Raw genomic sequence first — 26,175 nt, 5'->3', positions numbered from 1 at the left:
CTCTTACACGATTACGTAGGAATTCTGAGTTTCAGGTGGGTCAGTTAAAGATTGATTGACTGACCCACCGCCTTCGCGAGCAAGCCCGCTCCCACATTGGATCTGTTTTGTCTGATAAACCTCATACAAGAACAAGAGATCTCGCGATGTCCGACATCCTCTGGCAACCCTCCCCGGAACGCATCGCCAACACGCGCATGGATCAGTTCCGGCGCTTCATCAACCAGCGCCACGGCGTGCAGCTCCACGACTACCCCGCCCTGCACCAATGGAGCATCGACCAGCGCCCGGACTTCTGGAGGGCAATTGTCGCGTTCTTCGACGTGCAGTTTCGCAGCCCGCCCAGCGCCACGCTGATCGAAGACGTCGAGATGCCCAGCGCCCAATGGTTTCCCGGCGCCACCCTGAACTTTGCCGAACACCTGTTGCGCCGCCGCGACGATCATCCTGCCGTGGTAGCCATCAGCGAAGACGGCCAACGTGAACAGTTGAGCTATGCGCAACTGGCGGAACACGTGGCCGGCCTGCAAAAAAGCCTGCGGGCGGCAGGGGTCGGCATAGGTGACCGAGTGGCCGCGTGCATGCCCAACACCTGGCAAACCCTGGTGGGCATGCTCGCCACCACCAGCCTCGGTGCGATCTGGTCGTGCTCCTCGCCAGATTTCGGCACCCAGGGCGTCATCGACCGCTTCGGCCAGATCGAGCCCAAGGTGCTGATCACCTGCGCAGGCTACCGCTATGCCGGCAAGCGCATCGACCAGAGCGCCAAGCTCAATGAGATCCTTGAACGCCTGCCCTCCCTGCAACAGCTGATCATCGTGCCTTACGCCAAGCCCGAGGCGCAGGCTGGGGACTACGCCACCCACGCCCATGTCGCGCTGTGGGACGACTTCTACCAAGCCTGCGGCGAACCCGAATTTGTCGCGGTGCCGTTCGATCACCCGCTGTATATCCTTTATTCCAGCGGCACCACCGGCATCCCCAAGTGCATCATCCACGGGACTGGCGGCGTGTTGCTGACGCACCTCAAGGAACACGGCCTGCATGCCGACCTGAACCGCGAGGACTGCCTGTTCTACTACACCACCTGCGGCTGGATGATGTGGAACTGGCTGGTGTCGGTGCTGGCGATCGGCGCCACCGCGGTGCTGTATGACGGCTCGCCGTTCCACCCCGGCCCCGAACGCTTGATCGACCTGATCGATGCGGAAAAAATCAGCGTGTTCGGCACCAGCCCCAAATTCCTCGCTACCCTGGAAAAGTCCGCGCTGCAACCGCGCCTGAGCCACGATCTGGGCAGCCTCAAGAGCTTGATTTCGACCGGCTCGCCGCTGTCGCCCCAGAGTTACGACTATGTGTACCGCGAGATCAAGGCTGAGCTGTGCCTGTCCTCGATGTCCGGCGGCACCGACATTGTCTCCTGCTTTGTGATCGGCAACCCGGTGCTGCCGGTGCGGCGCGGTGAGATGCAGTGCAAGAGCCTGGCCATGGCCATCGAAGTGTGGGACGACCAGGGCCGGCCCCTGATCGGAGAGAAAGGCGAACTGGTGTGCACCCGGCATTTCCCTGCCATGCCCATCGGGTTGTGGAACGACCCGCAACAACAAAAACTGCGTGCCTCGTATTTCAGCCAGTTCCCCGGCGTGTGGGCCCAGGGCGACTATGCCGAGCAACGCGCCAACGGCAGCCTGTTGATCCACGGGCGATCCGACGCGGTGCTCAACCCGGGCGGCGTGCGCATTGGCACCGCCGAGATTTATCGCCAGGTGGAAAAAGTCCCGCAGGTGCTGGAAAGCCTCGCCATCGGTCAACGTTGGCAGGACGACGTGCGCGTGGTGCTGTTTGTGCGCCTGGATGAGGGAATTGAACTGGATGAGGCGCTGCAACAGCAGATCCGCCAGGTGATTCGCGCCAACACCACACCACGCCACGTGCCGGCGAAGATTCTCGCTGTCACGGATATCCCCCGCACCATCAGCGGCAAGATCGTCGAATTGGCGGTGCGCAATGTGGTGCATGGCGAGCCGGTGAAAAACACCGATGCCCTGGCCAACCCCCAGGCACTGGAGCAATTTCGCAGCAGGGTCGAGTTGGCTTATTAGATGAAAGGTTTCAGCGCTGACGCAGCGTGTTGAAGAAAAACCCTCAAGGCATGCTATTTTTCCGGGGTAGTCACCCGTTGTCATTCCTTGGGACAATGGGTGTTGTCATTTTTCAAAGCGTCAGGCTCAGGGCTTTTTATGAATGGAACATCCACCGGTAGCGAAGCCGCTGCGTTGATCAGGCGGCTGGACTGGGCGCAAAGCCCACTCGGTGAGGCCAGTGAGTGGCCGCAAAGCCTGCGCACTGCTGTCGATATCGTCGTGCATTCACCCATGCCAATGGTGCTGCTGTGGGGCCCACACCTCATACAACTTTATAACGATGGATTTGCCCAACTGATCGGTAGCAAGCACCCCGGCGCCCTGGGCCAACCGGCTCACCACACCTGGCCAGAGCTTGAAAGCTTCGCCGCGCCGGTCTACGACGCCGTGCTCGACGGCCAGGTGCGCACCTTCAGCGAGCAACGCTTTGTGCTGCAACGCGAGGGCCGCGACACCGAGATATGGCTCGACATGACCTACAGCCCGGTGCGCGATGAAAGCTGCCGGGTAGCCGGCATCCTGGTCACGGCCATTGAAACCAATGAGCGACGCAGCAAAACCCTCGAACTGCAGCAGCGTTCCGAAGCAAGCCTCAAGGCCCAGCACAACACCGAGCAGCGCCTGCAACTGGCACTGGCGGCCACCGATGCGGTAGGCACCTGGGATTGGGATATCGGCGAAGACCGTTTCATCGCCGACGCCCATTTCGCCTACCTGCATGGCGTCGACCCCAACGATTCGAGCCTGCTGCCCATCAGCGCCTATCTGCACGGTGTGCATCCCGAAGACCGGGGTACGGTGACCCGCAGTATCAAACACTGCATCACCCATGGCACCGAATACGCTGAGGAATACCGTCTGCAGCAAGCCGATGGCCAAGTGCGCTGGGTGTTCGCCCGTGGTCGCTGCTACAAGGACCAACAGGGCCGGCCTGCGCGTTTCCTCGGCGCCGCGCTGGACCTCACCGAGCGCAAAAACACCGAGCAGGCCTTGCGCCAGAGCCAGACCGAGCTGCAACTGATCATCAACGCCATGCCAGTGTTGATCGGCTACGTTGACCACGACCAGCGCTTTCGCCTCAACAACAGCGCTTACCTGGACTGGTACGGCAAGACGCCCCAGGAGCTGTACGGCAAGACCATCCGCGAAGTGCTCGGCGATGAGGTGTATGCCGGGCGCGCAGACAAGATCGCCGCCGCGCTAAAAGGCAAGGCGTGCAGCTTCATGACGGTGACGCCTCATCGCGATGGCCGCCCGCGCCATGCGCTGATGAAGTACCTGCCGCGCTTTAGCAGTGACGGCTCGGTGAATGGTTTCTACATCTTTGTGATCGACGAGACCGAACGCAAACTCACCGAAGAAGCCCTGCGCCACCTCAACGAGAACCTTGAAGAACGCGTGGCCCAGCGCACCCAAGCGCTGGCCGAAGCCAACCAACGCCTGCAAAACGAGATGTTCGAGCGCGAGCGTGCCGAAGACGCCCTGCGCCATGCGCAGAAGATGGAAGCGGTCGGCCAGCTCACCGGCGGTATCGCCCATGACTTCAACAACATGCTCACCGGCATCATCGGCAGCCTCGACTTGATGCAGCGTTACATTGCCGCCGGGCGCAGCGACGATATCGGCCGTTTTGCCGATGCCGCCGTGTCCTCCGCCCACCGTGCCGCCGCCCTTACCCACCGGCTGCTGGCGTTCTCGCGGCGCCAGTCACTGGACCGTCGCCCCACCGACCCCAACCAACTGGTGGCGTCCCTGGAAGACCTGTTCCGGCGCACCAAGGGCGCGCATATCGAACTCAAGGTACAACTGGGCAAGGACATCTGGCCGGTGAACACCGACGCCAGTCAACTGGAAAACGCCCTGCTCAACCTGGTGATCAACGCCCGCGACGCCATGCCCGACGGCGGCGAGTTGCTGATCGAAACCGCCAACAGTTACCTGGACGGCACCGACATCACCACCCTGGAACCGGTCAAGGCCGGCGACTATGTGATGCTTGGCGTGAGCGACAACGGCAGCGGCATGGCGCCGAAAATCCTCGCCAAGGCGTTCGACCCGTTCTTCACCACCAAACCCATCGGTCAAGGCACTGGCCTTGGGTTGTCAATGATCTACGGCTTTGCCCAGCAATCCGGCGGCCACGTGACCATCCAGAGCGAACCGGGCCAGGGCACCTGCGTTCGCCTGTACCTGCCGCGTTTGTATGGCACGGCACTGGAAAGCAGCCTGCCCACCAGCCTGACCGAAGCGCCCGTGGCCCTGGCCGGTGAAGCGGTGGTGGTGGTCGAGGACGACCCGGCGGTGCGCATGTTGGTGGTCAATGTGCTCGACGAACTGGGCTATACCGCGCACCAGGCGGCGGATGCCCGTGCGGCGCTGCCGTTGCTGGAATCGGATTTGCGCGTGGACTTGCTGGTGACCGACGTTGGCTTGCCCGGCATGAACGGCCGGCAACTGGCGGAAATCGCCCGCCAGCATCGCCCAGGCCTGCGCGTACTGTTCATGACCGGTTATGCCGAAAAAGCCGCCGAGCGCCAGGGGTTCCTGGAAGACGGCATGGACATGGTCGCCAAGCCTTTTTCCATTGACCTGTTGGCCAACAAAATCCGTAGCATGATCGGCGTCGAGGCCTGAGTTCAGGCATAATCGCGCGCCGTCGTACAGCTGGTAGAGCCCCATGAAAGCCCAAGCCCGTCATATCCTGGTGAAAACCAGCGAAGAAGCCGAACAACTCAAGCAGCGCATTGCCAAGGGCGAAGCCTTTGATGTGCTGGCCAAGAAGTACTCCACCTGCCCGTCGGGCAAACGCGGTGGTGACCTGGGCGAAGTGCGGCCCGGGCAGATGGTGGGGGCGATTGATGCGGTGATATTCAAGAAGCCGGTGAAGGTGGTGCACGGGCCGATCAAGAGCAAGTTTGGCTATCACCTGGTCCAGGTGTTTTACCGCGATTGAGTGGATGGCTTCAGTCCGCTATCGCAGGCAAGCCAGCTCCCACATTCAGCGGTGTACACCCATCCAAATGTGGGAGCCGGGCTTGCCCGCGAACCGCCGCAGGCGGCCATTCATCTGGGTATCAGAGCCCCCGGCACCTGAATCACCCGGCTCGCCAACCGATGCCCCGCCAGTGCGGCGTCTTGGGGCGAACCACCGTTGAGCCGACTGGCCAAATACGCCGCACTAAACGAATCCCCCGCCGCCGTGGTGTCCACCACCTTATCCACTTTCAACGCCGGCACCGCAAAGCGCTCGCCCGCGCAACGTATCAGGCACGCCTCCGCTCCCCGCTTGAGCACCACTTCTGCAATCGAGGGATACGCCGCAAACACCTGCTCGCTATCCTCATAGCCAAACAACGTGCGTTCGTCATCTTCGGTGAGCAAGGCAATGTCCACTTCGGCCAACCCCCTGCGATACGCCACACGGGCCGTTTGCACATCGGCCCACAGCCGAGGCCGGTAGTTGTTATCGAACACCACCCTGGCGCCGCGCTGGCGGGCTTCGATCAGGGCCTGCAGTAAGCGCTCACGCCCGATGTCTCCCAGCACCGCCAGGGTAATGCCGCTGAAATACACCACGTCATAACCCGGCAGGGCTGCCAGGACCGGCTCGGCGGCAGGTGTGGTGAAGCAGTCGCGCACGGCCGCTTCGTTGCGCCAGTAGAGGAATTTACGTTCGCCCAGGGCATCGGTCTGGATGCAATACAAGCCCGGCAGGCGCCCTGGCAGGCGCTGGACCAGGCCCAGGCCCAGGCCCTCTGCTTGCCAATGCTCACACATGGCATCGCTGAAGCTGTCATCGCCCAGGGCGGTAACATAGTCAACGCTGCCGACCTCGCCCAGCTCGCGGCGCAGGTACACCGCAGTGTTCAGGGTGTCACCGCCGAAGCTCTGGTGCAGGCTGCCGTCGGCGCGGTGTTGCAGTTCAATCATGCATTCGCCGATGAGGGCGATGCGGGGGTGGGTGTTCATGCCTTTGCTCTCTGGTGTGGCTGATGGCACCTTCGCGAGCAAGCCCGCTCCCACAGTTGACCCTATTCCAACTGAAGGAATGCAGTCGAATGTGGGAGCGGGCTTGCTCGCGAAGGACGCGACTCGGTCTAGAAGCAGGTACGCAGAGACTCGACCACCTGCAACTGCTCATCCACCAGGCACCCCACCTGCCATTTATCAAAGGTCAGGCAAGGGTGGGACGTACCAAACGAAATGATGTCGCCAATACGCAATTCAACCCCGGGCGCCACCGTCATGAACGCATGCTGGTCCATCACCGCCGTGACCTTGCACCCGCTCACATCATCACCTTGCGCCGGCACGATCCCGGCCTTGTAGCGCTTGAGTGGCACCGGCAAACCGGCGTCGTAGGCCACGTCGCGCTTGCCCAAGGCAACCACCGCAAAACCAGGCTCCGGCAGCGACTGCACATGCGCCCAGACTTCCATTGCCGGGCGCAGGCCCTCGTTGAGGTCGCTGCGGCGTTCGAGTACGCAGCATTGCGCCTCTTTGTAGATGCCATGGTCGTGTGCCACGTAACTGCCAGGGCGCAACACGCTGAGGAAACGGCCGGCGGCGTTCTGCGTTTCGAACGACTCGGCGATCAGGTCGTACCAGGCCGAGCCCGATGCGGTGATGACCGGCTTGGGCAGGTCGAACAGGGCGCTGTCTTGCAGCTCGACCGCCAGGCTCACCAGGCTGGCGGCGAAGGCGCGGATACCACTGATGGCGTGCTCGCCGTGGATCACGCCTTCGTAACCCTCGATACCGGTAAGGGCCAATGCCGGCTGGGCCTGGACCGCCTTGGCCAGGTCGCGCACTTGCTGCTCGCTGCGGCAGCCGCACCGGCCACCGACCACGCCGTACTCGATCATTACATTGAGGCGCTGGCCACGGGCGGCGAAGAACAGGCCCAGGTCGGCGACGTTGTCCGGGTGATCGACCATGCAATGGAAGTCAAAATTCTTATCGGCCAGCAGGTCGGCGATCAGGGCCATGTTCGCCGCGCCCACCAGTTGGTTGGCCATCAGCACGCGACGCACGCCGCTGGCGTAGGCGGCGCGGGTCTGCACGGCGGTAGCCAGGGTGATGCCCCAGGCACCGGCGGCGATCTGGCGCTGGAACAGCGCGGGCATCATGCTGGTCTTGCCGTGGGGCGCCAGCTCGGCGCCGCTGCTGCGGACAAAGTCCTGCATCCAGCGGATGTTATGTTCCAGGGCGTCACGGTGCAGCACCAGGGCCGGCAGGCTGACATCGCGAACCAAATGGGCACCGACGGCGGCGGCACCTTTTTCAACGGCGTTGAGGGCAGACATGGAAAACTCCTATTCGTTGATACGCCGGGCCAGGCTGTTGGCACTGTCGATCAGTACCCGGCGATAGTCGTGGTAGTTTTTGCTCGCGTCAGCCCGGGGGGCGACGATGCACAGGGTTGCGATGCTGATGCCCTGGGCATCGCGCACCGGGGCGGCAAAACAATGGGTGAAGGTGTCAGCCACGCTGTCGAAGGAGAAGAACCCATCCAGGCTGGCCTGGCGGATCTGCGCCAGGAAAGTGTCCAGCGGCAGGCGCAGGCCGTCCGGCAGGATGAAATCGTCGGGGTCGATCAGGTCGACGATCTGCTGATCGCTCAAATGCCCCAGCAACAAGCGCCCCGAGGCGGTCCACGGAATGGGTGCGTTTTCACCGATATCCGAAGAAATACGGAAATGCCGCTGGCCCTCGCGCATCAGCGCCACCGTGTATTTGCGCCCGTTGAGCAGGCACATCTGTGCGGTTTCGTGGGTCTGGCTGACGATCTCCTGCAAGGCGTGGTCGGCCTCGCGGGTCAGGTCAAAGTGGCGCAAGTGTGCCTGGCCAAGGAAATACAGCTGGCGCCCCAGGTACACGTGGCCTTCCTTGCCCACGGTCTCCAGGATGCGCCGCTCCAGCAATGACGCAACCAGTTCGTAGACCGTGGATTTGGGGCTGCCAATGCCGCTGGCAATATCATTCGGGCGCAGGGGCTGGCCGATTTCCTTGAGAAAATCGAGGATATCGAACGCACGGTCCAGGCCTTTGGCGCGGCGTTTGATGGTGTCTTCGGTCATGGCAGTGATGGGTCCGGTCAAAGGTGTTTGCTGCACGGTGATCCCCTGTGGGAGCGGGCTTGCCCGCGATGACGGTGGGTCAGTGACAAAGGTGTTATCTGGCACTACGTCATCGCAGGCAAGCCAGCTCCCACATTGATCTTCAGTGATCTCAAGAGTGGGGGCATTCAGCCCTTTTTCTTGTAGGCCACGCAATCGATCTCGACCTTGCAATCGACCATCATATTGGCCTGCACGCAGGCGCGCGCCGGGGCGTGTTCCGGGGTGAAGTATTCGCCGAAGACCTTGTTGAAACTCCAGAAGTCCCGTGGGTCTTCCAACCATACGCCCACCCGCACCACATCCTTGAGCTCGTAGCCGGCTTCTTCGAGGATCGCCACCACGTTGCGCATCGTCTGGCGGGTTTGCTCGATGATGCCGCCACTGATGATTTCACCGTCCACCGCAGGAACCTGGCCCGACACGTACAGCCAGCCATCGGCTTCCACGGCGCGGGCGAATGGACGTGGCTGGCCGCCACCTGCGGTGCTGCCGGTGCCGTAACGAGTAATGCTCATAAAGTTGCTCCTTGTTAAAAACGAATGTTCTTGAGAAATTCTGCCAGGCGCGGCGACTGCGGACGTTCGAAAATTTCCTTCGCGCTGCCCTGCTCTTCAATGCGGCCCTGGTTCATGAACACGATCTGGTCCGAAACTTCATAGGCAAAGCGCATCTCGTGGGTGACCAACAACATGGTCATGCCCTCCTCCGCCAGCCCCTTGATCACGCTGAGCACTTCGCCCACCAACTCCGGGTCGAGGGCCGAGGTGACTTCGTCGAACAGCATCAAGCTGGGGTTCATGGCAATGGCCCGGGCAATGGCCACGCGCTGTTGCTGGCCGCCGGACAATTGGCCGGGAAAGTGGTTGCGGCGCTCCAGCAGGCCGACGCGGTCCAGCCATTTTTCGGCCAGCGCTACCGCTTCATCCTTGCCCATTTTCTTGACCTTGAGCAAGCCAAGGGTAACGTTCTGCAGCGCGGTCAGGTGCGGGAACAGGTTGAATTGCTGGAACGCCATGCCGGTCATTGCGCGGTGCTGGGCGATCACCCGCTCCGGGTGGCGTACACGCTTGCCGCCGACATCGCTGTAGCCGATGGACTCGCCATCCAGGGTGATCTGCCCGCCCTGGAACTCCTCCAGCAGGTTCACGCAGCGCAGCAAGGTGGTCTTGCCCGAGCCGCTGGAGCCGATCAATGTCACCACATTGCCGCGCTGCATGGACAGGTCGACGCCCTTGAGCACTTCCACCGGGCCGTATTGTTTACGCAGGCCACGAATGTCCAGCAGCGCTGGGTTGGTTTGAGCTTGGTTCATGGCAAGGCCACCCGCTTTTCAATGTAGCGCCCGAATAATTCGATGGCGTAGTTGATGACAAAGAACAGAAAACCGGCGAACAGGTAGAACTCCAGGGTCATGAAGGTGCGCGCGATCACCTGCTGGGTACTGAGTAGCAATTCCGCCACGCCGATCACCGACAGCAAGGTGGAAGCCTTGACGATTTCCGTGGAGGAATTGACCCAGGTCGGCAAAATCTGCCGCAGCGCCTGGGGCAACAGCACGTAGCCCAGGGACTGATAAAACGTCAGGCCAATCGCCTTACCCGCTTCCATTTGCCCACGGGGAATGGCTTGCAGCGCGCCGCGCACGATTTCCGACACATGGGAGCCACAGAACAAGGTGAGCCCGACCGCACCGGCCTGGAATGCACTGATCTGCCAGCCCAGGGCCGGTAGCATGTAGAAACACGCCAACACCAGCACAAACACCGGCGTGCCGCGGATCAAATCGACATACAGACGGAACGGCGCACGCATCCAGAACTTGCCGTAGGTCAGGATCAACCCGGCGACGATGCCGATCAGGGTGCCAAAGACAATCGCCAGCGCCGAGACCGCCACACTGGCCTGGAAGCCGGCCCAAAGGGTCTCGCGGGCGATCCACAATTCATGCAGCCAACTGGGGGATTCGTACATGGGACCCTTTCCTCAACGACGGATCGCCAAACGCTGTTCCAGGTAACGGAGCAGCATGGCAATCAGGTAACAGGCAGCCACGTAGAGCGCGGTCGTGACCAGCCAGGTTTCAATCACCCGGTAGCTTTCGACGTTGATCTTGCGGGCGTAATAGGTCAGCTCCGGCACCGCGATCGCGGCGGCCAGAGAAGTGTCCTTGAACAGCGAGATGAAGTTGTTGGAGAGTGCCGGCAACACGTTGCGCAGCATCACCGGCACGGTGATGTAAGCGCGAATCCGCCACTCGCCCAGGCCGATGGCCAGGCCGGCTTCACGCAAGCCCTTGGGAATATTCACCAGGCCTGCGCGGAACACCTCGGTGAGATAGGCACCGGCATACAACGACAGGGTGATGATGAACGAGGGGATCTTGTCCAGCCGAATGCCCAGGGAGGGCAAGGCGAAGTAGATCAACAGGATCAACACCAGGATCGGGGTGTTGCGCACCACCGTCACGTATACCGAGGCAAAAATACGCAACGCGCGGTGCCTGGAGAGCATGGCAAACGCCATCAACAGACCGATCACGCAGCCGATGGCGATCGACAGCAACGCCAACTGCAGCCCCAGGCCGAGCCCCGCCAACAAAGTGTCGAAATCACGCCAGACGGCGGCAAAGTTCAACTGATAGTTCATGGTCAGCAGCACCTGAAGGAAGCGTGTTCAGGCACGCCCCTATTGTTGTAGCGGGTCACTTGAATTCCACGGGAAAACCAATCGCCGGTTCTGGCAGGTCCACGCCGAACCATTGCTTGAACGAGGCTTTGTAGGTGGGAAACTCCACACCGGTCATGGCTTCGTGCAGCGCGGTATTGACGAAGTTCAGCCAGTCCTGGTCGCCGCGTTTGACCGCGCAGGCGTAGGTTTGCGGGCTCCAGGCGTAGGTGGGGCTGCGGTAGCGGCCAGGGTTCTGCACCATCAGGTATTTGACCGAGGACTGGTCGGTGGCGGCGGCATCGGCGCGGCCTGAGTTCACGGCCTGGTACATCAAGTCGACACTGTCGTACTGATCGACCTTGGCCTTGGGCAGTGCCTGGTGCACCAACTCTTCGGCATACACGTTTTGCAGCACAGCCACGGTAACGTCATCGCCTGCGGCTTGGAGGTCTTCGATTTCTTTGTACTTGCTGTTGTTGGGCAGCAGCAGGCCGACACCTTCACGGTAGTACGGCAGGGTAAAGGCCACCTGCTGCGCACGGCTGGCGGTAACGGTGATGAACTGGCAGCTCATGTCGACCTTGTCGGTGAGCAGGTTGGGGATACGTGCATCGGACGACTGCACCACAAACTCCACCTTGCTCGGATCATTGAACAAGCCTTTGGCCACGATGCGGCCAATGTCGATATCAAATCCCTGCAACTTGCCATCCGCTCCCTGGAAGTGCCACGGCGCATTGGTACTGCCTGTACCTACGATCAAGTGCCCACGCTTGAGCACATCATCGAGCTTGCTGTCCGCCGCCTGCACAACGCTGGCGAAGGAAGCCGATGCAGCGACGAGAAAAATACACGCTTTGAATACGGAAGGTCGGTGATGCATGACAAGCACTCCAGGGATTGTGTATTCCGCTATACCGGAACTTGGTATGTAACAACGGAATAGACAGCAGAAAGTGTGCCACAGACGCCGGAGGAAACCTATGGGAGTAATAAATGCGTTATGGATCAGCGTGATAGCGACTGCAGAGATAAACAGCGTTGCGCCGTCGTCGCATGGCAGTGCTACGCAACGCCCCACAACGGTGTTACAGCGCACCCAGACGGGTCGAGTGCACGTGACGCGCACCTGTGAAGGTTGACAGTAGACGGTGACGCCCCACCGGCTTAGCGTGAGCAAAAACCAACACGGTAGGCAGGGGGATCGACATGGGAGTCGCCACGCGCAGAATTTCCAGCGCCAAAGAGTTTGAATGGGTGCTGAACACGCCACGCCCAGTGTTTATTCTGTTTTTTTCAACACACTGCCCCGCTTGCGCGCAGGCATGCCACTTATTCGAACAGACCGCGTGGAAGCATCCCTGGATAGTCAGCCTGTTACTCGACTGCGCCCATACGCCGAGGCACCCTGACGTGACGGGCACCCCGACGCTGCTGATCTACCTGAAGGGGGCCGTGGTAGAACGGCTCAAAGGCTTGGGCCCCGTTGAAGAACAAGAGCAGTGCGTGAAAGACATCTTCAGCCGTTATGACCTGAGCAAGGGCGCAAGTGCACTTGCGTCACTCGACGCTCCTCCACTTCAGCCACCGTCAAACGCCAACCTTCATGCTCCAGGCTATCGCCCACCACCGGCAGGCGGTCGAGCAGGCTCATCACTAAACCCGCCAGGGTTTGATAATCCTCGGTAGCCGCAGCCTTGAAGCCCGTGCGCTGACGCACCAGGTTGAGGTTCAAGGCACCATTGGCACGGAAGCCATCGCCCTGCTCAACAATATCCGGACCTTCGATTTCGCTGGCATCGGGCAATTCACCGGCGATGGATTCCAGAATGTCGGTCATGCTCAACACGCCCATGAAGTCCCCGAACTCGTTGATCACGAAGGCGATGTGGGTGGACTCCTGGCGCATCTGCTCCAGGGCGTTGAGGATCGAAAAGCTCTCCAGCAGGTTGATCGCCCGACGCGCCAAGTGCTCCAGGTTCGGCTCGTTGCCCGCCAGGTATTCCTTGAGCAGTTCTTTCTTGTGCACAAAGCCCAAAGGCTCATCCACTGCACCGTTACGGATCAACGGCAGACGCGAGTAGGACGAGTGCATCAGTTTCAGACGTGTCGTCTCGGGGTCGTCCGCCAGGTCGATACAGTCCACCTTGGCCCTTGGGGTCATCAGGGTGCGAATTGGCCGCTCGGCCAGTTGCAGCACGCCGCTGATCATCACCCGTTCACGCCGATCAAACAGCGGGCCCTGGGCAGCATCCGGCTCGCCCAGCAGGTCAGCCACGTCTTCACCCACCTCTTCCACCGCCAGGCTGCGACCGCCCAACAAGCGCATCACCGCATGGGCGGTACGCTCACGCACCGGCAACACACCCTGTGCCGATTTTTTGCGACGGGCCCGGGCGATCTGGTTGAACACCTCGATCAAAATCGAGAAACCAATGGCCGCATACAGGTAGCCCTTGGGAATATGGAAACCCAAGCCTTCGGCGGTCAGGGCAAAACCGATCATCATCAGGAAGCCCAGACACAGCATGATCACGGTCGGGTGCGCATTGACGAAGCGGGTCAGCGGCTTGCCCCCCACAATCATCAGGCCGATGGACACGATCACGGCGATCATCATCACCGCCAGCTCGTCGACCATGCCCACGGCGGTAATCACCGCGTCGAGGGAGAACACCGCATCCAGCACCACGATCTGCGCGACGATCGGCCAGAACATCGCGTAAGCCACACTGCCCTTGTGTTGCGCCACATGGCCTTCAAGGCGCTCATGCAATTCCATGGTGGCCTTGAACAACAGGAACACACCACCAAACAGCATGATCAGGTCACGGCCGGAGAAGCTCTTGTCGAACACCTCGAACAGCGGCTGGGTCAGGGTCACCAACCAGGAAATACTCGCCAACAGGCCCAGGCGCATCAGCAGCGCCAGGGATAAACCGATCAAACGTGCACGGTCACGCTGCTCCGGCGGCAACTTGTCCGCCAGGATCGCGATAAACACCAGGTTGTCGATACCCAGTACCAGCTCCAGCACAATCAAGGTCGCAAGGCCAAGCCAGGCCGTGGGATCTGCTAACCATTCCATTTATAGAGTCTCTGTCTTTTAAATTTTTAGAACGCCGGGCACGGCAAAGTGCGGTCATACGACCGGGACAAGGTTAGTTGACGGAATACGGGGTGCTTCAGCGGGAACAGCGACAGCGGTTGTCTTGGGGAAAGACGACTGGGAGGCTCCGAGAGGGTGTTCATGCAAGTCCTGAAATGACAAAAGGACTTGAATCCTACATTTGAAATACAAAATTCCCACAGCGCAAAACTATTACAAAACCTGTAACCCCCTATCAGAAGCACAGCAACTCTTGTGGGAGCTGGCTTGCCTGCGATGCACACACCCTGGTGTTTCAGGCATACCGAGGTGATTGCATCGCAGGCAAGCCAGCTCCCACAGAAAGCCTGCCCGCAAGTCAGATGGGCGATAAATCAAGACTTTCGGGTGGCATCGTCCAGCGCCAGGATGGTGTGGGCATTGGTGACGGTGGTCGCCAGCGTATTGATCACTCCGGAGCGCAACGCCCCCAGGGTCGCCGCCGCCTTGGTGTTCTCACTGGCAATCGCCACCACATCCGGGATGCGAAACAGCTCCTGCACCGTCAACCCGATCACGCGCCCCTGGATGGCGTTGACGGCCGGCTGGCCGTGAATGTCGATAAAGTCATAGCCCATCATGTCGCCCACGGTGCCAGACAGGCGCGCCTGGGCGATTTCCTGGGGCGAGAACCAGCCCATGCGCACCATGTTGCTGTTTTCGCTCATGTCGCCGATGCCGATCAAGGCAATATCGGCGCGGCGGGCGCGGTCAAGGGTGGAACGCACCGTGTCGTTGTTGATCAGCACCCCGCGCAGCTCGGGGTTGGCCACCAGTGCCGGGGCGTAGAGGCTTTCACTCTCGCCCCCAAAGCGCAGGGCCAGGCGTCGGCAGATGTGGTCAGGGTTCATGTATTCACCGGCCTTGAGCGAACCGCCGATGGCACACACGAAGGTGCAGTTGCGGGTTACCGGCAAAAACACGTTATCGGCCACCGCGCCGACGTTACGCCCCATGCCCACGGCGACGATCATGCCGTCGCCCAGGGTCTTGTTGAGGTAGTTGGCCACCAGGCTGGCGACCGCCGAGCGCTGGGTGTCGGGGTCGCTATGGTCGACCGCGATCAAGGCGCGGTCGAGCTTGAAGCGCTCCACCAGCGCCCGTTCCAGCTCGTTGTTCATTGCCGGGTGCTGCAGCACGCGCACCTCGACAATCCCTTCATCGCGCGCACGCTTGAGCAGGCGGCTGACTTTTGCCCGCGACAGGTCATAGCGCTTGGCAATGGCCTCCTGAGTGACGTTCTCGAGGTAATAGAGCATCGCCACTTCGGTCATCTGATCGATATCACTGGCCATGCGCTGGGTACTGTCACTCATGGGGACGGGCTTCCGTTTCGGCGTCAAAGGCGCATTCTCCCGACTCTTGCCCCGCGCCGTCCACTACTGATGCCCATCGCGCTCGATCGCATTGATGCGCTCGACCTTGGCCCCGGACCGCGCCGCTTCGAACTCCGAGGCCAAAAACGCACTGACGATGCTTTTGGCCAACTCCGCACCGATGACCCGCGCACCGATGGAGAGGATTTGCGCATCGTTGCTCTTGCGCGCCCGCTCCGCCGAGTAGGTGTCATGAGCCTGGGCCGCACGGATGCCCAGCACCTTGTTGGCCGAGATGGCCATGCCAATCCCGGTACCGCACACCAGCACACCAAGGCGCTGGTGCCCGGCATTGATGGCCGTGGCCACGGCCAGGGCGATGTCCGGGTACAGCACCGGCGCCATGGAATAGGTACCAAAGTCGGTGACCGGGTACCCCAACGCTTCAATATGGCGCTTCAACAACTCCTTAAGCTCAAAACCTGCTTCATCGCATCCGATAGCCACCGGGAAAGGTGTGTTCATGGTACCTAGCTCCACTGATCAAATGATCACTTAGTGAAATATCTCTCAGTCATTTCGCAAGCATTAACCCCTTCCTGTCAAGCGAGATTTAGCTGACTCGCCAGTCAAAGCCCCATATAAAGGCAATCTTCCGATCAAAGATGAGAATCACACCTTTTAAGTGAAAGAGATTGACTGATCAGAATTTCATTTGATACACATATGATCACAGCGAAACATGACTGTGCGACCTAATAAGAATTCACAGCACGAGGACACGCCGATGGCCACGCCATTACTGCTCCAGGCTGAACACGTCGCCAAGGCTTACGCCGGGGTGCCAGCCCTGCGTGACGGACGCCTCTCTCTACGCGCCGGCAGCGTCCACGCCCTGTGCGGCGGCAACGGCGCCGGCAAGTCGACCTTCCTGAGCATCCTGATGGGCATCACCCAGCGTGACGCCGGCAGCATTCTGCTCAACGGCGCACCGGTGCAGTTCAATCGCCCGAGTGAAGCCTTGGCCGCGGGGATCGCGATGATCACCCAGGAGCTCGAACCCATCCCCTACATGACCGTCGCCGAAAACATCTGGCTGGGCCGCGAACCGCGCCGCGCCGGTTGCATCGTCGACAGCAAGGCCCTCAACCGCCGCACCCGCGAACTGCTCGAAAGCCTGGAGTTCGACGTCGACGCCATCAGCCCCATGCACCGCTTGAGCGTGGCGCAGATGCAACTGGTGGAAATCGCCAAGGCGTTCAGCCATGACTGCCAGGTGATGATCATGGACGAGCCCACCTCGGCCATCGGCGAGCGCGAGGCCGAAACCCTGTTCAAGGCCATTCGCCGCCTTACCGCACGCGGTGCCGGCATCGTGTACGTGTCCCATCGACTGAGCGAACTGGCGCAGATCGCCGATGACTACAGCATCTTCCGTGATGGCGCCTTTGTGGAAAGCGGGCGCATGGCCGATATCGACCGCGACCACCTGGTGCGCGGCATTGTCGGCCAGGAACTGACGCGCATCGACCACAAGGTGGGCCGCGAATGCGCGGCCAGCACCTGCCTGCAGGTTGACAACCTGAGCCGCAACGGGGAATTCCACGACATTAGCCTGCAACTGCGCCGGGGCGAGATCCTCGGCATTTATGGGTTGATGGGCTCCGGGCGCAGTGAATTCCTCAATTGCATCTACGGCCTGACCGTGGCGGATTCCGGCAGCGTTACCTTGCAAGGCAAACCCATGCCCATCGGGCAGCCCAAGGCGACCATCGACGCCGGCATGTCGCTGGTCACCGAAGACCGCAAGGACAGCGGCCTGGTGCTGACCGGCAGCATCCTGTCGAACATTGCACTGTCGGCCTATAAGCGCTTGTCGAGTTGGTCGCTGATCAATGCACGTAAAGAAGCGCAACTGGCCGAGGAGATGGTCAAGCGCCTGCAGATCAAGACCAGTTCCCTGGAGCTGCCGGTGGCATCAATGAGCGGCGGTAACCAGCAAAAGGTGGTGCTCGCCAAATGCCTGTCCACGGAACCGGTGTGCCTGCTCTGCGATGAACCCACCCGCGGCATCGACGAAGGCGCCAAACAGGAGATCTACCACCTGCTCGACCAGTTCGTGCGCGCCGGCGGCGCAGCCATTGTGGTGTCGTCAGAAGCCCCGGAGCTGCTGCACTTGAGCGACCGCATTGCCGTCTTCAAAGGCGGCCGGCTGGTCACTATCAGCACCGACACCGCCCTTTCCCAGGAAGCCTTGTTGAGTCTTGCCTCATGAATGCCAAAACCATCGTTGCTCCCGTTACTGCCGCGCCGCGCAACCGCCTGCGCCTGTCCCTCGACCGCTTTGGCCTGCCGCTGGTGTTTATCCTGCTGTGCGTGGTGATGGCATTTTCCAGTGAATACTTCATGACCTGGCGCAACTGGATGGACATCCTGCGCCAGACCTCCATCAACGGCATTCTCGCCGTGGGCATGACCTACGTGATCCTGACCAAGGGCATCGACCTGTCGGTGGGTTCGATCTTGGCGTTCGCCGGCCTGTGCAGCGCCATGGTCGCCACCCAGGGTTACGGCCTGTTGGCGGCGGTCAGCGCGGGGATGTTTGCCGGCGCGATGCTCGGGGTGGTCAATGGTTTTATGATCGCCAACCTGTCGATCCCGCCGTTCGTGGCCACCCTCGGCATGCTCAGCATCGCCCGGGGCATGACCTTTATTCTCAACGACGGCAGCCCGATCACCGACCTGCCCGACGCCTACCTGGCCCTGGGCATCGGCAAGGTCGGCCCGGTGGGCGTGCCGATCATCATCTTCGCCGTGGTCGCGCTTATTTTCTGGATGGTGCTGCGCTACACCACCTACGGCCGTTATGTGTACGCGGTGGGCGGCAATGAAAAAAGCGCGCGCACCTCGGGCATTGGCGTGCGCAAGGTGATGTTCTCGGTGTACGTGGTCTCGGGCCTGCTCGCCGGGTTGGCCGGCGTGGTGCTGTCGGCACGCACCACCTCTGCCCTGCCCCAGGCCGGGGTTTCCTATGAGCTGGACGCGATTGCCGCGGTGGTAATCGGCGGCACCAGCCTGTCGGGTGGTACCGGCAGCATTGTCGGCACCTTGTTCGGGGCGCTGTTGATCGGCGTGATCAACAACGGCCTGAACCTGCTCGGCGTGTCCTCCTATTACCAGCAGGTCGCCAAGGGCCTGATCATCGTGTTCGCCGTACTGATCGACGTGTGGCGCAAGAAGAAACGCTGAAGAACGACCCATAACAATAACTGGAGTTCTACTTATGAAACTGGGTACCACCCTGGCCGCCGCGGCGGCCCTCTCCCTGCTCGCCAGCAGCATTGCCCTGGCCGCCGATGGCAAGACCTACAAGATCGGCGCAGCCGTCTATGGCCTCAAGGGTCAGTTCATGCAGAACTGGGTCCGTGAGCTCAAGGAGCATCCGGCCGTCAAGGATGGCACCGTGCAGTTGACCGTGTTCGACGGTAACTACGACGCCCTGACCCAGAACAACCAGATCGAAAACATGGTGACCCAACGCTACGACGCGATTCTGTTCGTGCCGATTGATACCAAGGCCGGCGTCGGCACCGTCAAGGCCGCCATGAGCAACGACGTGGTGGTCATCGCCTCCAATACGAAAGTAGCCGATGCCAGCGTGCCGTATGTGGGTAACGACGACGTGGAAGGCGGCCGCCTGCAGGCCCAGGCCATGGTCGACAAGCTCAATGGCAAGGGCAACGTGGTGATCATCCAGGGCCCGATTGGCCAGTCGGCGCAGATCGACCGGGAAAAGGGCGAACTGGAAGTGCTGGGCAAACACCCGGACATCAAGATCATTGAAAAGAAAACCGCCAACTGGGACCGCGCCCAGGCCATGACCCTCACCGAAGACTGGCTCAACGCCCACCCCAAGGGCATCAATGGCGTGATCGCCCAGAACGACGACATGGCCCTGGGCGCCGTGCAGGCCCTGAAGTCCCATGGCCTCACCTCCACGGACGTACCCGTTACCTCCATCGACGGCATGCCGGATGCGATCCAGGCGGCGAAAAAGGACGAAGTCACCACCTTCCTCCAGGATGCCCAGGCCCAGTCCCAAGGCGCGCTGGACGTAGCGTTGCGTGCCCTGGCCGGTGAGGACTACAAGCCGCAATCGGTGATCTGGGAGCGCTACGCCAAGGACGTGAAATGGGGTGACGGCACGGCCAGGAACTACATCCTGCCGTGGGTGCCGGTGACCAATGCCAATGCGGATGCGCTGTACCAGCAAGTCAGCGGCGGCAAGTAGTCAGTGGCTTGAAACACAGTCAACTGTGGGAGCTGGCTTGCCTGCGATGCAGGCACCTGGGTGCATCAGGTAGACCGGGTCGATGCAATCGCAGGCAAGCCAGCTCCCACATTGGACCGCGGTCTACCTTTTGATCTGTGACGGGAGTTATTCATGTCTGGTTTCTGGAACCAAGCCTTCGACCTCAGCGGCCGTTGTGCGGTCATCACCGGTGGCGCTGCCGGCATTGGCCTGGCCTGCGCCACCTTACTGGCAGAACGCGGCGCCCGGGTGGCGCTGCTGGACCGCGACCCGGCCGTGGTCGAGGGGGCCGCCAGCCTGGGTGCCGGGCACCTGGGCATTGCCGTCGACCTCGGCCAGGTCGGCCAGATACAACCCACCATCGACCACGTATTCGCCCACTTCCAACGCCTGGACTACCTGATCAACAGCGCAGGCGTGGTGCTGCTGGACAAGGCTATCGATGTCAGCGAAAGCGCCTGGGACACCACCCTGGACATCAACCTCAAGGCCAGTTTTTTCATGGCTCAGGCCTGCGCCAGGCACATGCTCGCCCAGGGCAGCGGGCGCATCGTCAACCTCGCCTCCCAGGCCGCGGTGATTGGCCTGGACCGTCACGTCGCCTACTGCGCCAGCAAAGCCGCCATCGTCGGCATGACCAAGGTATTGGCCATGGAATGGGCGCCGCAGATCAACGTCAACGCCATCTCCCCCACCATCGTCGAAACCGCCCTGGGCAAAAAAGCCTGGGCCGGTGAAGTGGGTGAGCGGGCCAAATTGCAGATCCCGGCAGGTCGCTTTGCCCAGCCGGAAGAAATCGCCGGGCTGGCGCTGTACCTGCTCAGCGATGCCGCGCAGATGATCACCGGCGCCAACATGGTGATCGACGGCGGCTACAGCATTCAGTAATTCATCGTTATGTCGTGAGGTTTTGTCATGTCCACTGTCACCGAACGCACACCTGAACAACTCGCCCCGAGCATCCCGAAAACCATGCAGGCCGTGGTCTGCCACGGCCCGGAAGACTACCGCCTGGAAACCGTCGACGTGCCCACCCCCGGCCCCGACGAGATCCTCACCAAAGTCGAGCTGTGCGGCATTTGCATGGGCGATATCAAGACCTATCGCGGCGCGCCGTCGTTCTGGGGCGATGCCGAACAACCGCGCTACGTGAAGCCGCCGATGATCCCCGGGCATGAGTTCGTGTGCCGCGTGGTCGCCCTTGGACCGGGCGCCGAGAAGCGCGGCGTGGCCGTCGGTGACAGGGTGATCTCCGAGCAGATCGTGCCGTGCTGGGGCTGCCGCTTTTGCAACCACGGCCAGTACTGGATGTGCCAGAAGCACGACCTGTATGGTTTCCAGAACAATGTGCAGGGCGCCATGGCTCAGTACATGATCTTCACCAAGGAAGGCATCATCCACAAAGTGCCAGAATCCATTGCTCCCGATGAAGCCATCCTGATCGAACCCTTGGCCTGCTCGCTGCACGCGGCGGAACGTGCCAACGTCGACCATGACGACATCGTGGTGGTTGCCGGCGCCGGCACCCTGGGCCTGGGCATTATCGGCGCGGTGCGGCTGCGCAACCCCAAAAAGCTCATCGTGCTGGACATGAAACCCGAACGCGCCGCCCTCGCCCTGCGCCTGGGCGCCGACGAAGTGTGGAACCCGGCCGAAGTCGATGTGCTGGCGAAAATCCGCGAGATCACCGATGGCTATGGCTGCGACATTTATATCGAAGCCACCGGGCACCACAAGGCCGTCAATCAGGGGCTGGCGATGCTGCGCAAGTTGGGGCGCTTCGTCGAGTTCAGCGTGTTCAATGACGAGGCCACGGTCGATTGGTCGATCATTGGCGATCGCAAGGAGCTGGACATCCTCGGCTCGCACCTAGGGCCCTATATGTACCCGAGAGCCATCGACTTTATCGGCAACCGCAAAATCGACATGCGCGATGTGGTGACCCACAAGTTTGCCCTGGCGGATTTCAAGGAGGCGTTTGCGGTGATGGAGCGCGGCGATAAATCGCTCAAGGTGGTGCTCGAACCCTGATTCCAGCAGCAACACACAACCTGTGGGAGCTGGCTTGCCTGCGATGGCGGTGTGTCAGTCGGCGCATTTTTATCTGATGCACCGCCATCGCAGGCAAGCCAGCTCCCACAGTGGATGGGTGTCGCCCTTTAGAAAAAACAACAGGAACCCGCGTTATGAATCGAGTCATCAACGATCCCGACCAAGTGGTCGAAGACATGCTGCGCGGCATCCTGGTCGCGCACCCCGAACTGCGCCAGTACGAGAGCAACCCACGAGTCATCGTCAAGGCCAGGCCATCCGCCCAGGGCCGCGTCGGCATTGTCACCGGCGGCGGCTCCGGGCATGAGCCGGCGTTCCTCGGTTATGTAGGCCCAGGCCTGGTGGATGCGGTGGCCGTCGGCGAGATTTTTTCCTCGCCCACCGCCAAAAGCTTTTTCGACGCCTTCCGCGCCGCCGACCATGGCGCAGGCGTGGCCTGCCTGTATGGCAACTACGCGGGTGACAATATGAACGTGAAGCTGGCGATGAAAATGGCCGCCAGCAAAGACATGCACATCCGCACGGTGGTCGCCAACGACGACGTGGCATCCGCGCCCAAAGCCGACATCGCCAAGCGTCGCGGCGTGGCCGGGGAAATCTTCATGTGGAAGATCGGCGGTGCCGCCGCTGCCCAGCATTACGACCTGGACGGCGTGATTCGGGTGGCGCAGAAAACCGTCGACCACTGCCGCTCGATTGGTATCGGCCTTACGCCCTGCACCATCGCCGCGGTGGGCAAGCCGAACTTCCAGATTCCCGACGGCCAGATGGAGCTGGGCATCGGCCATCATGGCGAACCGGGCATTGAAGTCATCCCGATTGAACCGGCCGCCGCCATGGCCGAGCGCATGCTGGCACCGATCCTCGCTGACCGCGATTTCAGCCAGGACGACAGCGTGGTGGTGCTGGTTTCAGGCCTCGGCGCCACCCCGGTGATGGAGTTGTATATTTTCTACGCCGAGGTGGAAAAACAGCTCAAGGCCAAAGGCCTGAAGATTCACCGTTGCTACGTGGGCAACTACTTCACTTCCCTGGAAATGATGGGCGTGACCTTGACCCTGCTCGGCCTCGACGCTGAGCTGAAAACCCTGATCGACCAACCCTGCCGCTCCATCGGCATGACCCAGGCGGAGTGAACCATGAGCCAGCATTTTTCCACCCATGACGGTAGCGCCATTGTCGCCGACCTGGTCAGCGTGATCGTGGCCAACCGTGAGTACCTCAGCGAAGTCGACGGCGCCATCGGCGATGGCGACCATGGCATCAACATGGCCAAGGGCTTTGCTCATTGCGGCCGCACGATCGAAGGCCGTCAACTGACCCTGGCCGAAGCCCTGGATGAACTGACCCTGAGCCTGATGGAAGGCATCGGCGGCTCCATGGGGCCCTTGTATGGCAGCCTGTTTATCGGCATGGCCGACGAAGTGCGCGGCAGTGAAAACATCGACGCCGCCACCTTCGCCCACCTACTGCGCGGCGGCTTGACCTCGTTGCAGGACATTACCGAAGCGGGCGTGGGCGACAAGTGCTTGATGGATACATTGATTCCGGCGGTAGAAGCCTTTGAACGGGCGCATGCGTCGGGGCGTTCTTTCAGCGATGCGCTCGATGCGATGAAAACCGCCGCCTCTCAAGGGCGAGATTCGACCAAGGACCTGGTGGCCAAGATTGGCCGGGCCAGTCGTTTGGGTGAGCGCTCCCTCGGCGTTCTGGATGCCGGGGCGGTGTCGTGCTGCCTGATCCTTACGCAGTTGGCGGACTCGATTAAACCCAGATTAACCTGACATGGCCGAAAACCAATGTGGGAGCGGGCTTGCTCGCGAATGCGGAGTGTCAGCCAGCAAATCTATTGACTGATATACCGCATTCGCGAGCAAGCCCGCTCCCACAAGGGATTACCTGGTTTTCAGTACTGGCTTACCAGAACCGTTGCTGGGTCAAGCGGCTCCACCAGGTCAACAGCACCCGGTCTACCGAACCGCTGGCTGCCAGGCCCACGCGCTCTTGCAGGCTCTTACGCTCGGCATAGTGCAGGTGGAACACTTCGGCGGTTTTGGCCTTGGTAGCCAGGTATTCGTCGCTGGTTTGCAGCTCATCGACCAGTTGCTTGTCGAGGGCGGCGACGCCCAACCACACTTCACCGGTGGCCACCTCGTCAATCGCCAACTGCGGGCGGTAACGCGAGACGAAGTTCTTGAACAGCTGGTGGGTGATGTCCAGGTCTTCCTGGAACTTCTCCCGGCCCTTCTCGGTGTTTTCGCCGAACACTGTGAGCGTGCGCTTGTATTCACCGGCGGTCAGCACTTCAAAGTCGATGTCGTGCTTTTTAAGCAGGCGATTGACATTGGGCAACTGCGCCACCACGCCAATGGAACCGAGAATGGCGAAGGGAGCGCTGATGATCTTCTCGCCGATGCACGCCATCATGTAGCCGCCGCTGGCCGCCACTTTGTCGATGCACACCGTCAATGGCACCCCAGCCTGGCGGATACGCGCCAGTTGCGAAGAGGCCAGGCCATAGCTGTGCACCATGCCGCCGCCGCTTTCCAAGCGCAGCACCACTTCATCCTTGGGCGTGGCCAGGCTCAGCAGTGCGGTGATTTCATGGCGCAGGCTTTCGGTGGCCGAGGCCTTGATGTCGCCGTCGAAATCCAGCACGAATACCCGTGGCTTGGCCTCGGGTTTCTTCTTGTCTTTCTTCTTTTCGGCTTTGCTTTCGGACTTGCGCAGGGCCTTGAGCTGGTCCTTGTCGAGCAGGCTCGACTCCAGACGCTCGCGCAAGCCCTTGTAAAAATCATTCAGCTTGCTGACCTGCAATTGGCCGGCGGATTTACGACGACCTTTGCTGCGCAGTGCTGCAAAGCTGATCAGTACCACCAGAATAGCGACCACCAGGGTGACGGTCTTCGCCAGAAAGCTCGCGTATTCGGCCAAAAAATCCATATGTCTCCTTAAAAAATGCACTGCGCCGGGCGCGGATGGCCCCAGCATACCGACGCCACTGCGAAGGAGCCAGTGATCAAACCGCCAGCAGGCGGGCTCCAACGCACTTTTAAAACAAGCGTATGTTTTTTCATTGACAGCTCGCAGGCATCCTCATAACCTCGCCAGACTTTCAACGTACCGGGAAAACGGACGTGGGCAGCATTTATCTGATTCGACATGGCCAGGCTTCCTTCGGTGCAGACGACTATGACGTCCTCTCGCCCATTGGCGTGGAACAGGCGCAAGTGCTCGGTCGCCACCTGGCAGACCTGGGCATCGCGTTTGACCGCTGCATCGCAGGTGACCTGCGTCGCCAGCAGCACACCGCCAGCGCCACGTTCGATCAGTACAGCGCCCTGGGCTTGCCGGTGCCGGCGCTGGAAACAGACAGCGCGTTCAACGAGTTCGACGGCGAATCGATCATTCGCGGCCTGTTGCCCGACCTGCTCAGCAGTGAACCGGATGCCGTGCACATCCTGCGCAATGGCCCGCAGAACCGCAGCGAGTTCCAGCGCATTTTCGCCCTGATCATCGAGCGCTGGCTGGCCGGCACCTATGATCCGCCGGGGCTGGAAAGCTGGCTGGGGTTTGTCGAGCGGGTCCAGGGGGGCTTGCAGCGTATCCTTGAAGCCGCGAACCACACCGACAAAATCGCCGTATTCACCTCCGGCGGCACCATCACCGCCCTGCTCCACCTGATTACCCGAATGCCTGCCGCCCAGGCCTTCGAAATGAACTGGCAAATTGTTAACACCTCGCTCAACCAACTCAAGTTCCGTGGTCGCGAGGTGGCACTGGCTTCCTTCAACAGTCACGCCCACTTGCAACTGTTGAAGGCGCCGCAGCTCATCACTTTCCGATGAACTGCGGCCAACCGTGACCCCAAGGTCACTGGACTCTACCCTTAAGGATCGAAACCATGACTGACGTAGCTAAAGCAGTAGAAGCAATGAAAGCCAAATTCAACCCAAGCGCTGCCGAGGGCTTGGACCTGGTATTCGGTTTCCGTATCGACGACAGCAAGAATTTCTCGCTGGTGGTCAAGGACAAGACCTGCGAACTCAAAGAAGGCGAAAACCCTGACGCTCAGGTCACCCTGGTGATGGACAGCGAGACCCTGGAAGGCATCGTCGACGGCTCCACCGACGGCATGCAGGCGTTCATGGGCGGCAAGCTGCGCACCGAAGGCGACATGATGCTGGCGATGAAGCTGAGCGAGCTGTTCCCTTCCTGATTCACGGGCGACCCTGAATCCCTGTGGGAGCGGGCTTGCTCGCGAATGCGCAGTGTCAGCTCAATACATCAATGATTGAACCACCGCATTCGCGAGCAAGCCCGCTCCCACATTTTGATCTGCAGCATTCTTAAGGGCCGGGGTTACAGGGCCTTTTCGAAGATCTTGGAGTTGCGCTGATAGTTGTACAGCGAC

24 protein-coding genes and 1 pseudogene are annotated in these 26,175 nt (G+C 61.0%); 13 read left to right on the top strand and 12 right to left on the bottom strand.

What is annotated here, in order from left to right:
- Nucleotides 1-146: 146 nt before the first annotated feature.
- The 3 genes from CER19_RS05535 (at nucleotide 147) to CER19_RS05525 (ending at nucleotide 5,097) form a co-directional block, all read left to right on the top strand.
- Nucleotides 147-2,102, top strand: coding sequence for an acetoacetate--CoA ligase (locus CER19_RS05535; protein ID WP_116665666.1), 1,956 nt, complete (start codon nucleotides 147-149; stop codon nucleotides 2,100-2,102).
- Nucleotides 2,103-2,240: 138 nt separating this feature from the next.
- A complete protein-coding gene (locus CER19_RS05530) occupies nucleotides 2,241-4,778 on the top strand; it encodes a PAS domain-containing protein (protein WP_116665665.1) in 2,538 nt (845 codons plus the stop codon).
- Between the two features lie 43 nt (nucleotides 4,779-4,821).
- Nucleotides 4,822-5,097, top strand: a complete 276-nt coding sequence (locus tag CER19_RS05525) for a peptidylprolyl isomerase (RefSeq protein WP_003174397.1) — start codon at nucleotides 4,822-4,824, stop codon at nucleotides 5,095-5,097.
- Between the two features lie 110 nt (nucleotides 5,098-5,207).
- On the opposite strand, the gene CER19_RS05520 is transcribed toward CER19_RS05525, so the two are convergent.
- From CER19_RS05520 to CER19_RS05485, 8 genes are all read right to left on the bottom strand, one after another.
- Nucleotides 5,208-6,113, bottom strand: a complete 906-nt coding sequence (locus CER19_RS05520) for a sugar kinase (protein WP_116665664.1) — start codon at nucleotides 6,111-6,113, stop codon at nucleotides 5,208-5,210.
- 128 nt (nucleotides 6,114-6,241) lie between these two features.
- Nucleotides 6,242-7,450 (bottom strand): amino acid deaminase, encoded by a 1,209-nt coding sequence (locus tag CER19_RS05515; RefSeq protein WP_116665663.1) that lies wholly within the window; start codon nucleotides 7,448-7,450, stop codon nucleotides 6,242-6,244.
- A gap of 9 nt (nucleotides 7,451-7,459) precedes the next feature.
- A complete protein-coding gene (locus CER19_RS05510; protein WP_014718201.1) occupies nucleotides 7,460-8,224 on the bottom strand; it encodes an IclR family transcriptional regulator in 765 nt (254 codons plus the stop codon).
- A gap of 167 nt (nucleotides 8,225-8,391) precedes the next feature.
- A complete protein-coding gene (locus tag CER19_RS05505; RefSeq protein ID WP_034119946.1) occupies nucleotides 8,392-8,781 on the bottom strand; it encodes a RidA family protein in 390 nt (129 codons plus the stop codon).
- A 14-nt stretch (nucleotides 8,782-8,795) separates the two neighbouring features.
- Nucleotides 8,796-9,578 (bottom strand): amino acid ABC transporter ATP-binding protein, encoded by a 783-nt coding sequence (locus CER19_RS05500; RefSeq protein WP_116665662.1) that lies wholly within the window; start codon nucleotides 9,576-9,578, stop codon nucleotides 8,796-8,798.
- Nucleotides 9,575-10,237 (bottom strand): amino acid ABC transporter permease, encoded by a 663-nt coding sequence (locus tag CER19_RS05495; protein ID WP_014718199.1) that lies wholly within the window; start codon nucleotides 10,235-10,237, stop codon nucleotides 9,575-9,577. The genes CER19_RS05500 and CER19_RS05495 overlap by 4 nt, the downstream gene beginning before the upstream one ends.
- A gap of 12 nt (nucleotides 10,238-10,249) precedes the next feature.
- On the bottom strand, nucleotides 10,250-10,912 hold the full coding sequence (locus tag CER19_RS05490) for an amino acid ABC transporter permease (RefSeq protein WP_003191828.1): 663 nt from the start codon (nucleotides 10,910-10,912) through the stop codon (nucleotides 10,250-10,252).
- Between the two features lie 55 nt (nucleotides 10,913-10,967).
- A complete protein-coding gene (locus CER19_RS05485) occupies nucleotides 10,968-11,816 on the bottom strand; it encodes a transporter substrate-binding domain-containing protein (RefSeq protein WP_116665661.1) in 849 nt (282 codons plus the stop codon).
- A gap of 326 nt (nucleotides 11,817-12,142) precedes the next feature.
- Between CER19_RS05485 and CER19_RS05480 the strand changes: the two are divergent.
- A pseudogene (locus tag CER19_RS05480) lies at nucleotides 12,143-12,415 on the top strand (thioredoxin family protein); the annotation flags it as partial.
- A 37-nt stretch (nucleotides 12,416-12,452) separates the two neighbouring features.
- Here CER19_RS05480 and CER19_RS05475 read toward each other — a convergent pair.
- The 3 genes from CER19_RS05475 to rpiB form a co-directional block, all read right to left on the bottom strand.
- Entirely contained in the window at nucleotides 12,453-14,021 is a 1,569-nt protein-coding gene (locus tag CER19_RS05475; protein WP_116665660.1) for a TerC family protein, read from the bottom strand.
- A 395-nt stretch (nucleotides 14,022-14,416) separates the two neighbouring features.
- Complete coding sequence (locus CER19_RS05470) at nucleotides 14,417-15,397, bottom strand: sugar-binding transcriptional regulator (RefSeq protein ID WP_116665659.1); 981 nt, start codon at nucleotides 15,395-15,397, stop codon at nucleotides 14,417-14,419.
- Nucleotides 15,398-15,460: 63 nt separating this feature from the next.
- Nucleotides 15,461-15,922 (bottom strand): ribose 5-phosphate isomerase B, encoded by a 462-nt coding sequence (gene rpiB / locus CER19_RS05465; RefSeq protein ID WP_116665658.1) that lies wholly within the window; start codon nucleotides 15,920-15,922, stop codon nucleotides 15,461-15,463.
- Between the two features lie 262 nt (nucleotides 15,923-16,184).
- On the opposite strand from rpiB, the gene CER19_RS05460 reads away from it, so the two are divergent.
- The 7 genes from CER19_RS05460 (at nucleotide 16,185) to dhaL (ending at nucleotide 23,545) form a co-directional block, all read left to right on the top strand.
- Entirely contained in the window at nucleotides 16,185-17,672 is a 1,488-nt protein-coding gene (locus CER19_RS05460) for a sugar ABC transporter ATP-binding protein (protein WP_116665657.1), read from the top strand.
- Nucleotides 17,669-18,646, top strand: coding sequence for an ABC transporter permease (locus tag CER19_RS05455; RefSeq protein WP_014718193.1), 978 nt, complete (start codon nucleotides 17,669-17,671; stop codon nucleotides 18,644-18,646). Before CER19_RS05460 ends, CER19_RS05455 begins: the two co-directional genes overlap by 4 nt.
- Nucleotides 18,647-18,680: 34 nt before the next feature.
- Nucleotides 18,681-19,688 (top strand): substrate-binding domain-containing protein, encoded by a 1,008-nt coding sequence (locus CER19_RS05450; protein WP_116665656.1) that lies wholly within the window; start codon nucleotides 18,681-18,683, stop codon nucleotides 19,686-19,688.
- Between the two features lie 153 nt (nucleotides 19,689-19,841).
- On the top strand, nucleotides 19,842-20,597 hold the full coding sequence (locus CER19_RS05445) for an SDR family oxidoreductase (RefSeq protein ID WP_116665655.1): 756 nt from the start codon (nucleotides 19,842-19,844) through the stop codon (nucleotides 20,595-20,597).
- A gap of 27 nt (nucleotides 20,598-20,624) precedes the next feature.
- Nucleotides 20,625-21,740, top strand: a complete 1,116-nt coding sequence (locus CER19_RS05440) for an erythritol/L-threitol dehydrogenase (protein ID WP_019817618.1) — start codon at nucleotides 20,625-20,627, stop codon at nucleotides 21,738-21,740.
- Nucleotides 21,741-21,895: 155 nt separating this feature from the next.
- Nucleotides 21,896-22,897: a dihydroxyacetone kinase subunit DhaK gene (locus CER19_RS05435; protein WP_116665654.1), complete on the top strand. Its 1,002-nt coding sequence runs from the start codon at nucleotides 21,896-21,898 to the stop codon at nucleotides 22,895-22,897.
- Nucleotides 22,898-22,900: 3 nt separating this feature from the next.
- Nucleotides 22,901-23,545, top strand: coding sequence for a dihydroxyacetone kinase subunit DhaL (gene dhaL / locus CER19_RS05430; protein WP_116665653.1), 645 nt, complete (start codon nucleotides 22,901-22,903; stop codon nucleotides 23,543-23,545).
- Between the two features lie 133 nt (nucleotides 23,546-23,678).
- Here dhaL and sohB read toward each other — a convergent pair whose 3' ends face one another.
- Nucleotides 23,679-24,704 (bottom strand): protease SohB, encoded by a 1,026-nt coding sequence (gene sohB / locus CER19_RS05420; protein WP_032896860.1) that lies wholly within the window; start codon nucleotides 24,702-24,704, stop codon nucleotides 23,679-23,681.
- 194 nt (nucleotides 24,705-24,898) lie between these two features.
- Here sohB and CER19_RS05415 point away from each other — a divergent pair, with 194 nt between their 5' ends.
- Both CER19_RS05415 and CER19_RS05410 read left to right on the top strand, forming a co-directional pair.
- Nucleotides 24,899-25,609 carry a histidine phosphatase family protein gene (locus CER19_RS05415; protein ID WP_116665652.1) on the top strand — a complete coding sequence of 237 codons (711 nt, stop codon included), beginning with the start codon at nucleotides 24,899-24,901 and terminating at the stop codon, nucleotides 25,607-25,609.
- 56 nt (nucleotides 25,610-25,665) lie between these two features.
- On the top strand, nucleotides 25,666-25,980 hold the full coding sequence (locus CER19_RS05410) for an SCP2 sterol-binding domain-containing protein (protein WP_034125754.1): 315 nt from the start codon (nucleotides 25,666-25,668) through the stop codon (nucleotides 25,978-25,980).
- The last annotated feature ends 195 nt before the right edge of the window (nucleotides 25,981-26,175 follow it).

Origin of the sequence: Pseudomonas sp. GL93, from assembly GCF_003408955.1 — a bacterium.
Lineage (GTDB): Bacteria > Pseudomonadota > Gammaproteobacteria > Pseudomonadales > Pseudomonadaceae > Aquipseudomonas > Aquipseudomonas paracarnis.
The sequence above is the reverse complement of the archived record's forward strand: the minus strand, read 5'-3'. Positions and strand labels throughout refer to the sequence as shown.

What these genes read in the sequence shown, in the direction of transcription:
- CER19_RS05535 (WP_116665666.1), top strand. Translation starts at nt 147, where the DNA reads ATGTCCGACATCCTCTGGCAACCCTCCCCGGAACGCATCGCCAACACG.
- CER19_RS05530 (WP_116665665.1), top strand. Translation starts at nt 2,241, where the DNA reads ATGAATGGAACATCCACCGGTAGCGAAGCCGCTGCGTTGATCAGGCGG.
- CER19_RS05525 (WP_003174397.1), top strand. Translation starts at nt 4,822, where the DNA reads ATGAAAGCCCAAGCCCGTCATATCCTGGTGAAAACCAGCGAAGAAGCC.
- CER19_RS05520 (WP_116665664.1), bottom strand. Translation starts at nt 6,113, where the DNA reads ATGAACACCCACCCCCGCATCGCCCTCATCGGCGAATGCATGATTGAA.
- CER19_RS05515 (WP_116665663.1), bottom strand. Translation starts at nt 7,450, where the DNA reads ATGTCTGCCCTCAACGCCGTTGAAAAAGGTGCCGCCGCCGTCGGTGCC.
- CER19_RS05510 (WP_014718201.1), bottom strand. Translation starts at nt 8,224, where the DNA reads ATGACCGAAGACACCATCAAACGCCGCGCCAAAGGCCTGGACCGTGCG.
- CER19_RS05505 (WP_034119946.1), bottom strand. Translation starts at nt 8,781, where the DNA reads ATGAGCATTACTCGTTACGGCACCGGCAGCACCGCAGGTGGCGGCCAG.
- CER19_RS05500 (WP_116665662.1), bottom strand. Translation starts at nt 9,578, where the DNA reads ATGAACCAAGCTCAAACCAACCCAGCGCTGCTGGACATTCGTGGCCTG.
- CER19_RS05495 (WP_014718199.1), bottom strand. Translation starts at nt 10,237, where the DNA reads ATGTACGAATCCCCCAGTTGGCTGCATGAATTGTGGATCGCCCGCGAG.
- CER19_RS05490 (WP_003191828.1), bottom strand. Translation starts at nt 10,912, where the DNA reads ATGAACTATCAGTTGAACTTTGCCGCCGTCTGGCGTGATTTCGACACT.
- CER19_RS05485 (WP_116665661.1), bottom strand. Translation starts at nt 11,816, where the DNA reads ATGCATCACCGACCTTCCGTATTCAAAGCGTGTATTTTTCTCGTCGCT.
- CER19_RS05475 (WP_116665660.1), bottom strand. Translation starts at nt 14,021, where the DNA reads ATGGAATGGTTAGCAGATCCCACGGCCTGGCTTGGCCTTGCGACCTTG.
- CER19_RS05470 (WP_116665659.1), bottom strand. Translation starts at nt 15,397, where the DNA reads ATGAGTGACAGTACCCAGCGCATGGCCAGTGATATCGATCAGATGACC.
- rpiB (WP_116665658.1), bottom strand. Translation starts at nt 15,922, where the DNA reads ATGAACACACCTTTCCCGGTGGCTATCGGATGCGATGAAGCAGGTTTT.
- CER19_RS05460 (WP_116665657.1), top strand. Translation starts at nt 16,185, where the DNA reads ATGGCCACGCCATTACTGCTCCAGGCTGAACACGTCGCCAAGGCTTAC.
- CER19_RS05455 (WP_014718193.1), top strand. Translation starts at nt 17,669, where the DNA reads ATGAATGCCAAAACCATCGTTGCTCCCGTTACTGCCGCGCCGCGCAAC.
- CER19_RS05450 (WP_116665656.1), top strand. Translation starts at nt 18,681, where the DNA reads ATGAAACTGGGTACCACCCTGGCCGCCGCGGCGGCCCTCTCCCTGCTC.
- CER19_RS05445 (WP_116665655.1), top strand. Translation starts at nt 19,842, where the DNA reads ATGTCTGGTTTCTGGAACCAAGCCTTCGACCTCAGCGGCCGTTGTGCG.
- CER19_RS05440 (WP_019817618.1), top strand. Translation starts at nt 20,625, where the DNA reads ATGTCCACTGTCACCGAACGCACACCTGAACAACTCGCCCCGAGCATC.
- CER19_RS05435 (WP_116665654.1), top strand. Translation starts at nt 21,896, where the DNA reads ATGAATCGAGTCATCAACGATCCCGACCAAGTGGTCGAAGACATGCTG.
- dhaL (WP_116665653.1), top strand. Translation starts at nt 22,901, where the DNA reads ATGAGCCAGCATTTTTCCACCCATGACGGTAGCGCCATTGTCGCCGAC.
- sohB (WP_032896860.1), bottom strand. Translation starts at nt 24,704, where the DNA reads ATGGATTTTTTGGCCGAATACGCGAGCTTTCTGGCGAAGACCGTCACC.
- CER19_RS05410 (WP_034125754.1), top strand. Translation starts at nt 25,666, where the DNA reads ATGACTGACGTAGCTAAAGCAGTAGAAGCAATGAAAGCCAAATTCAAC.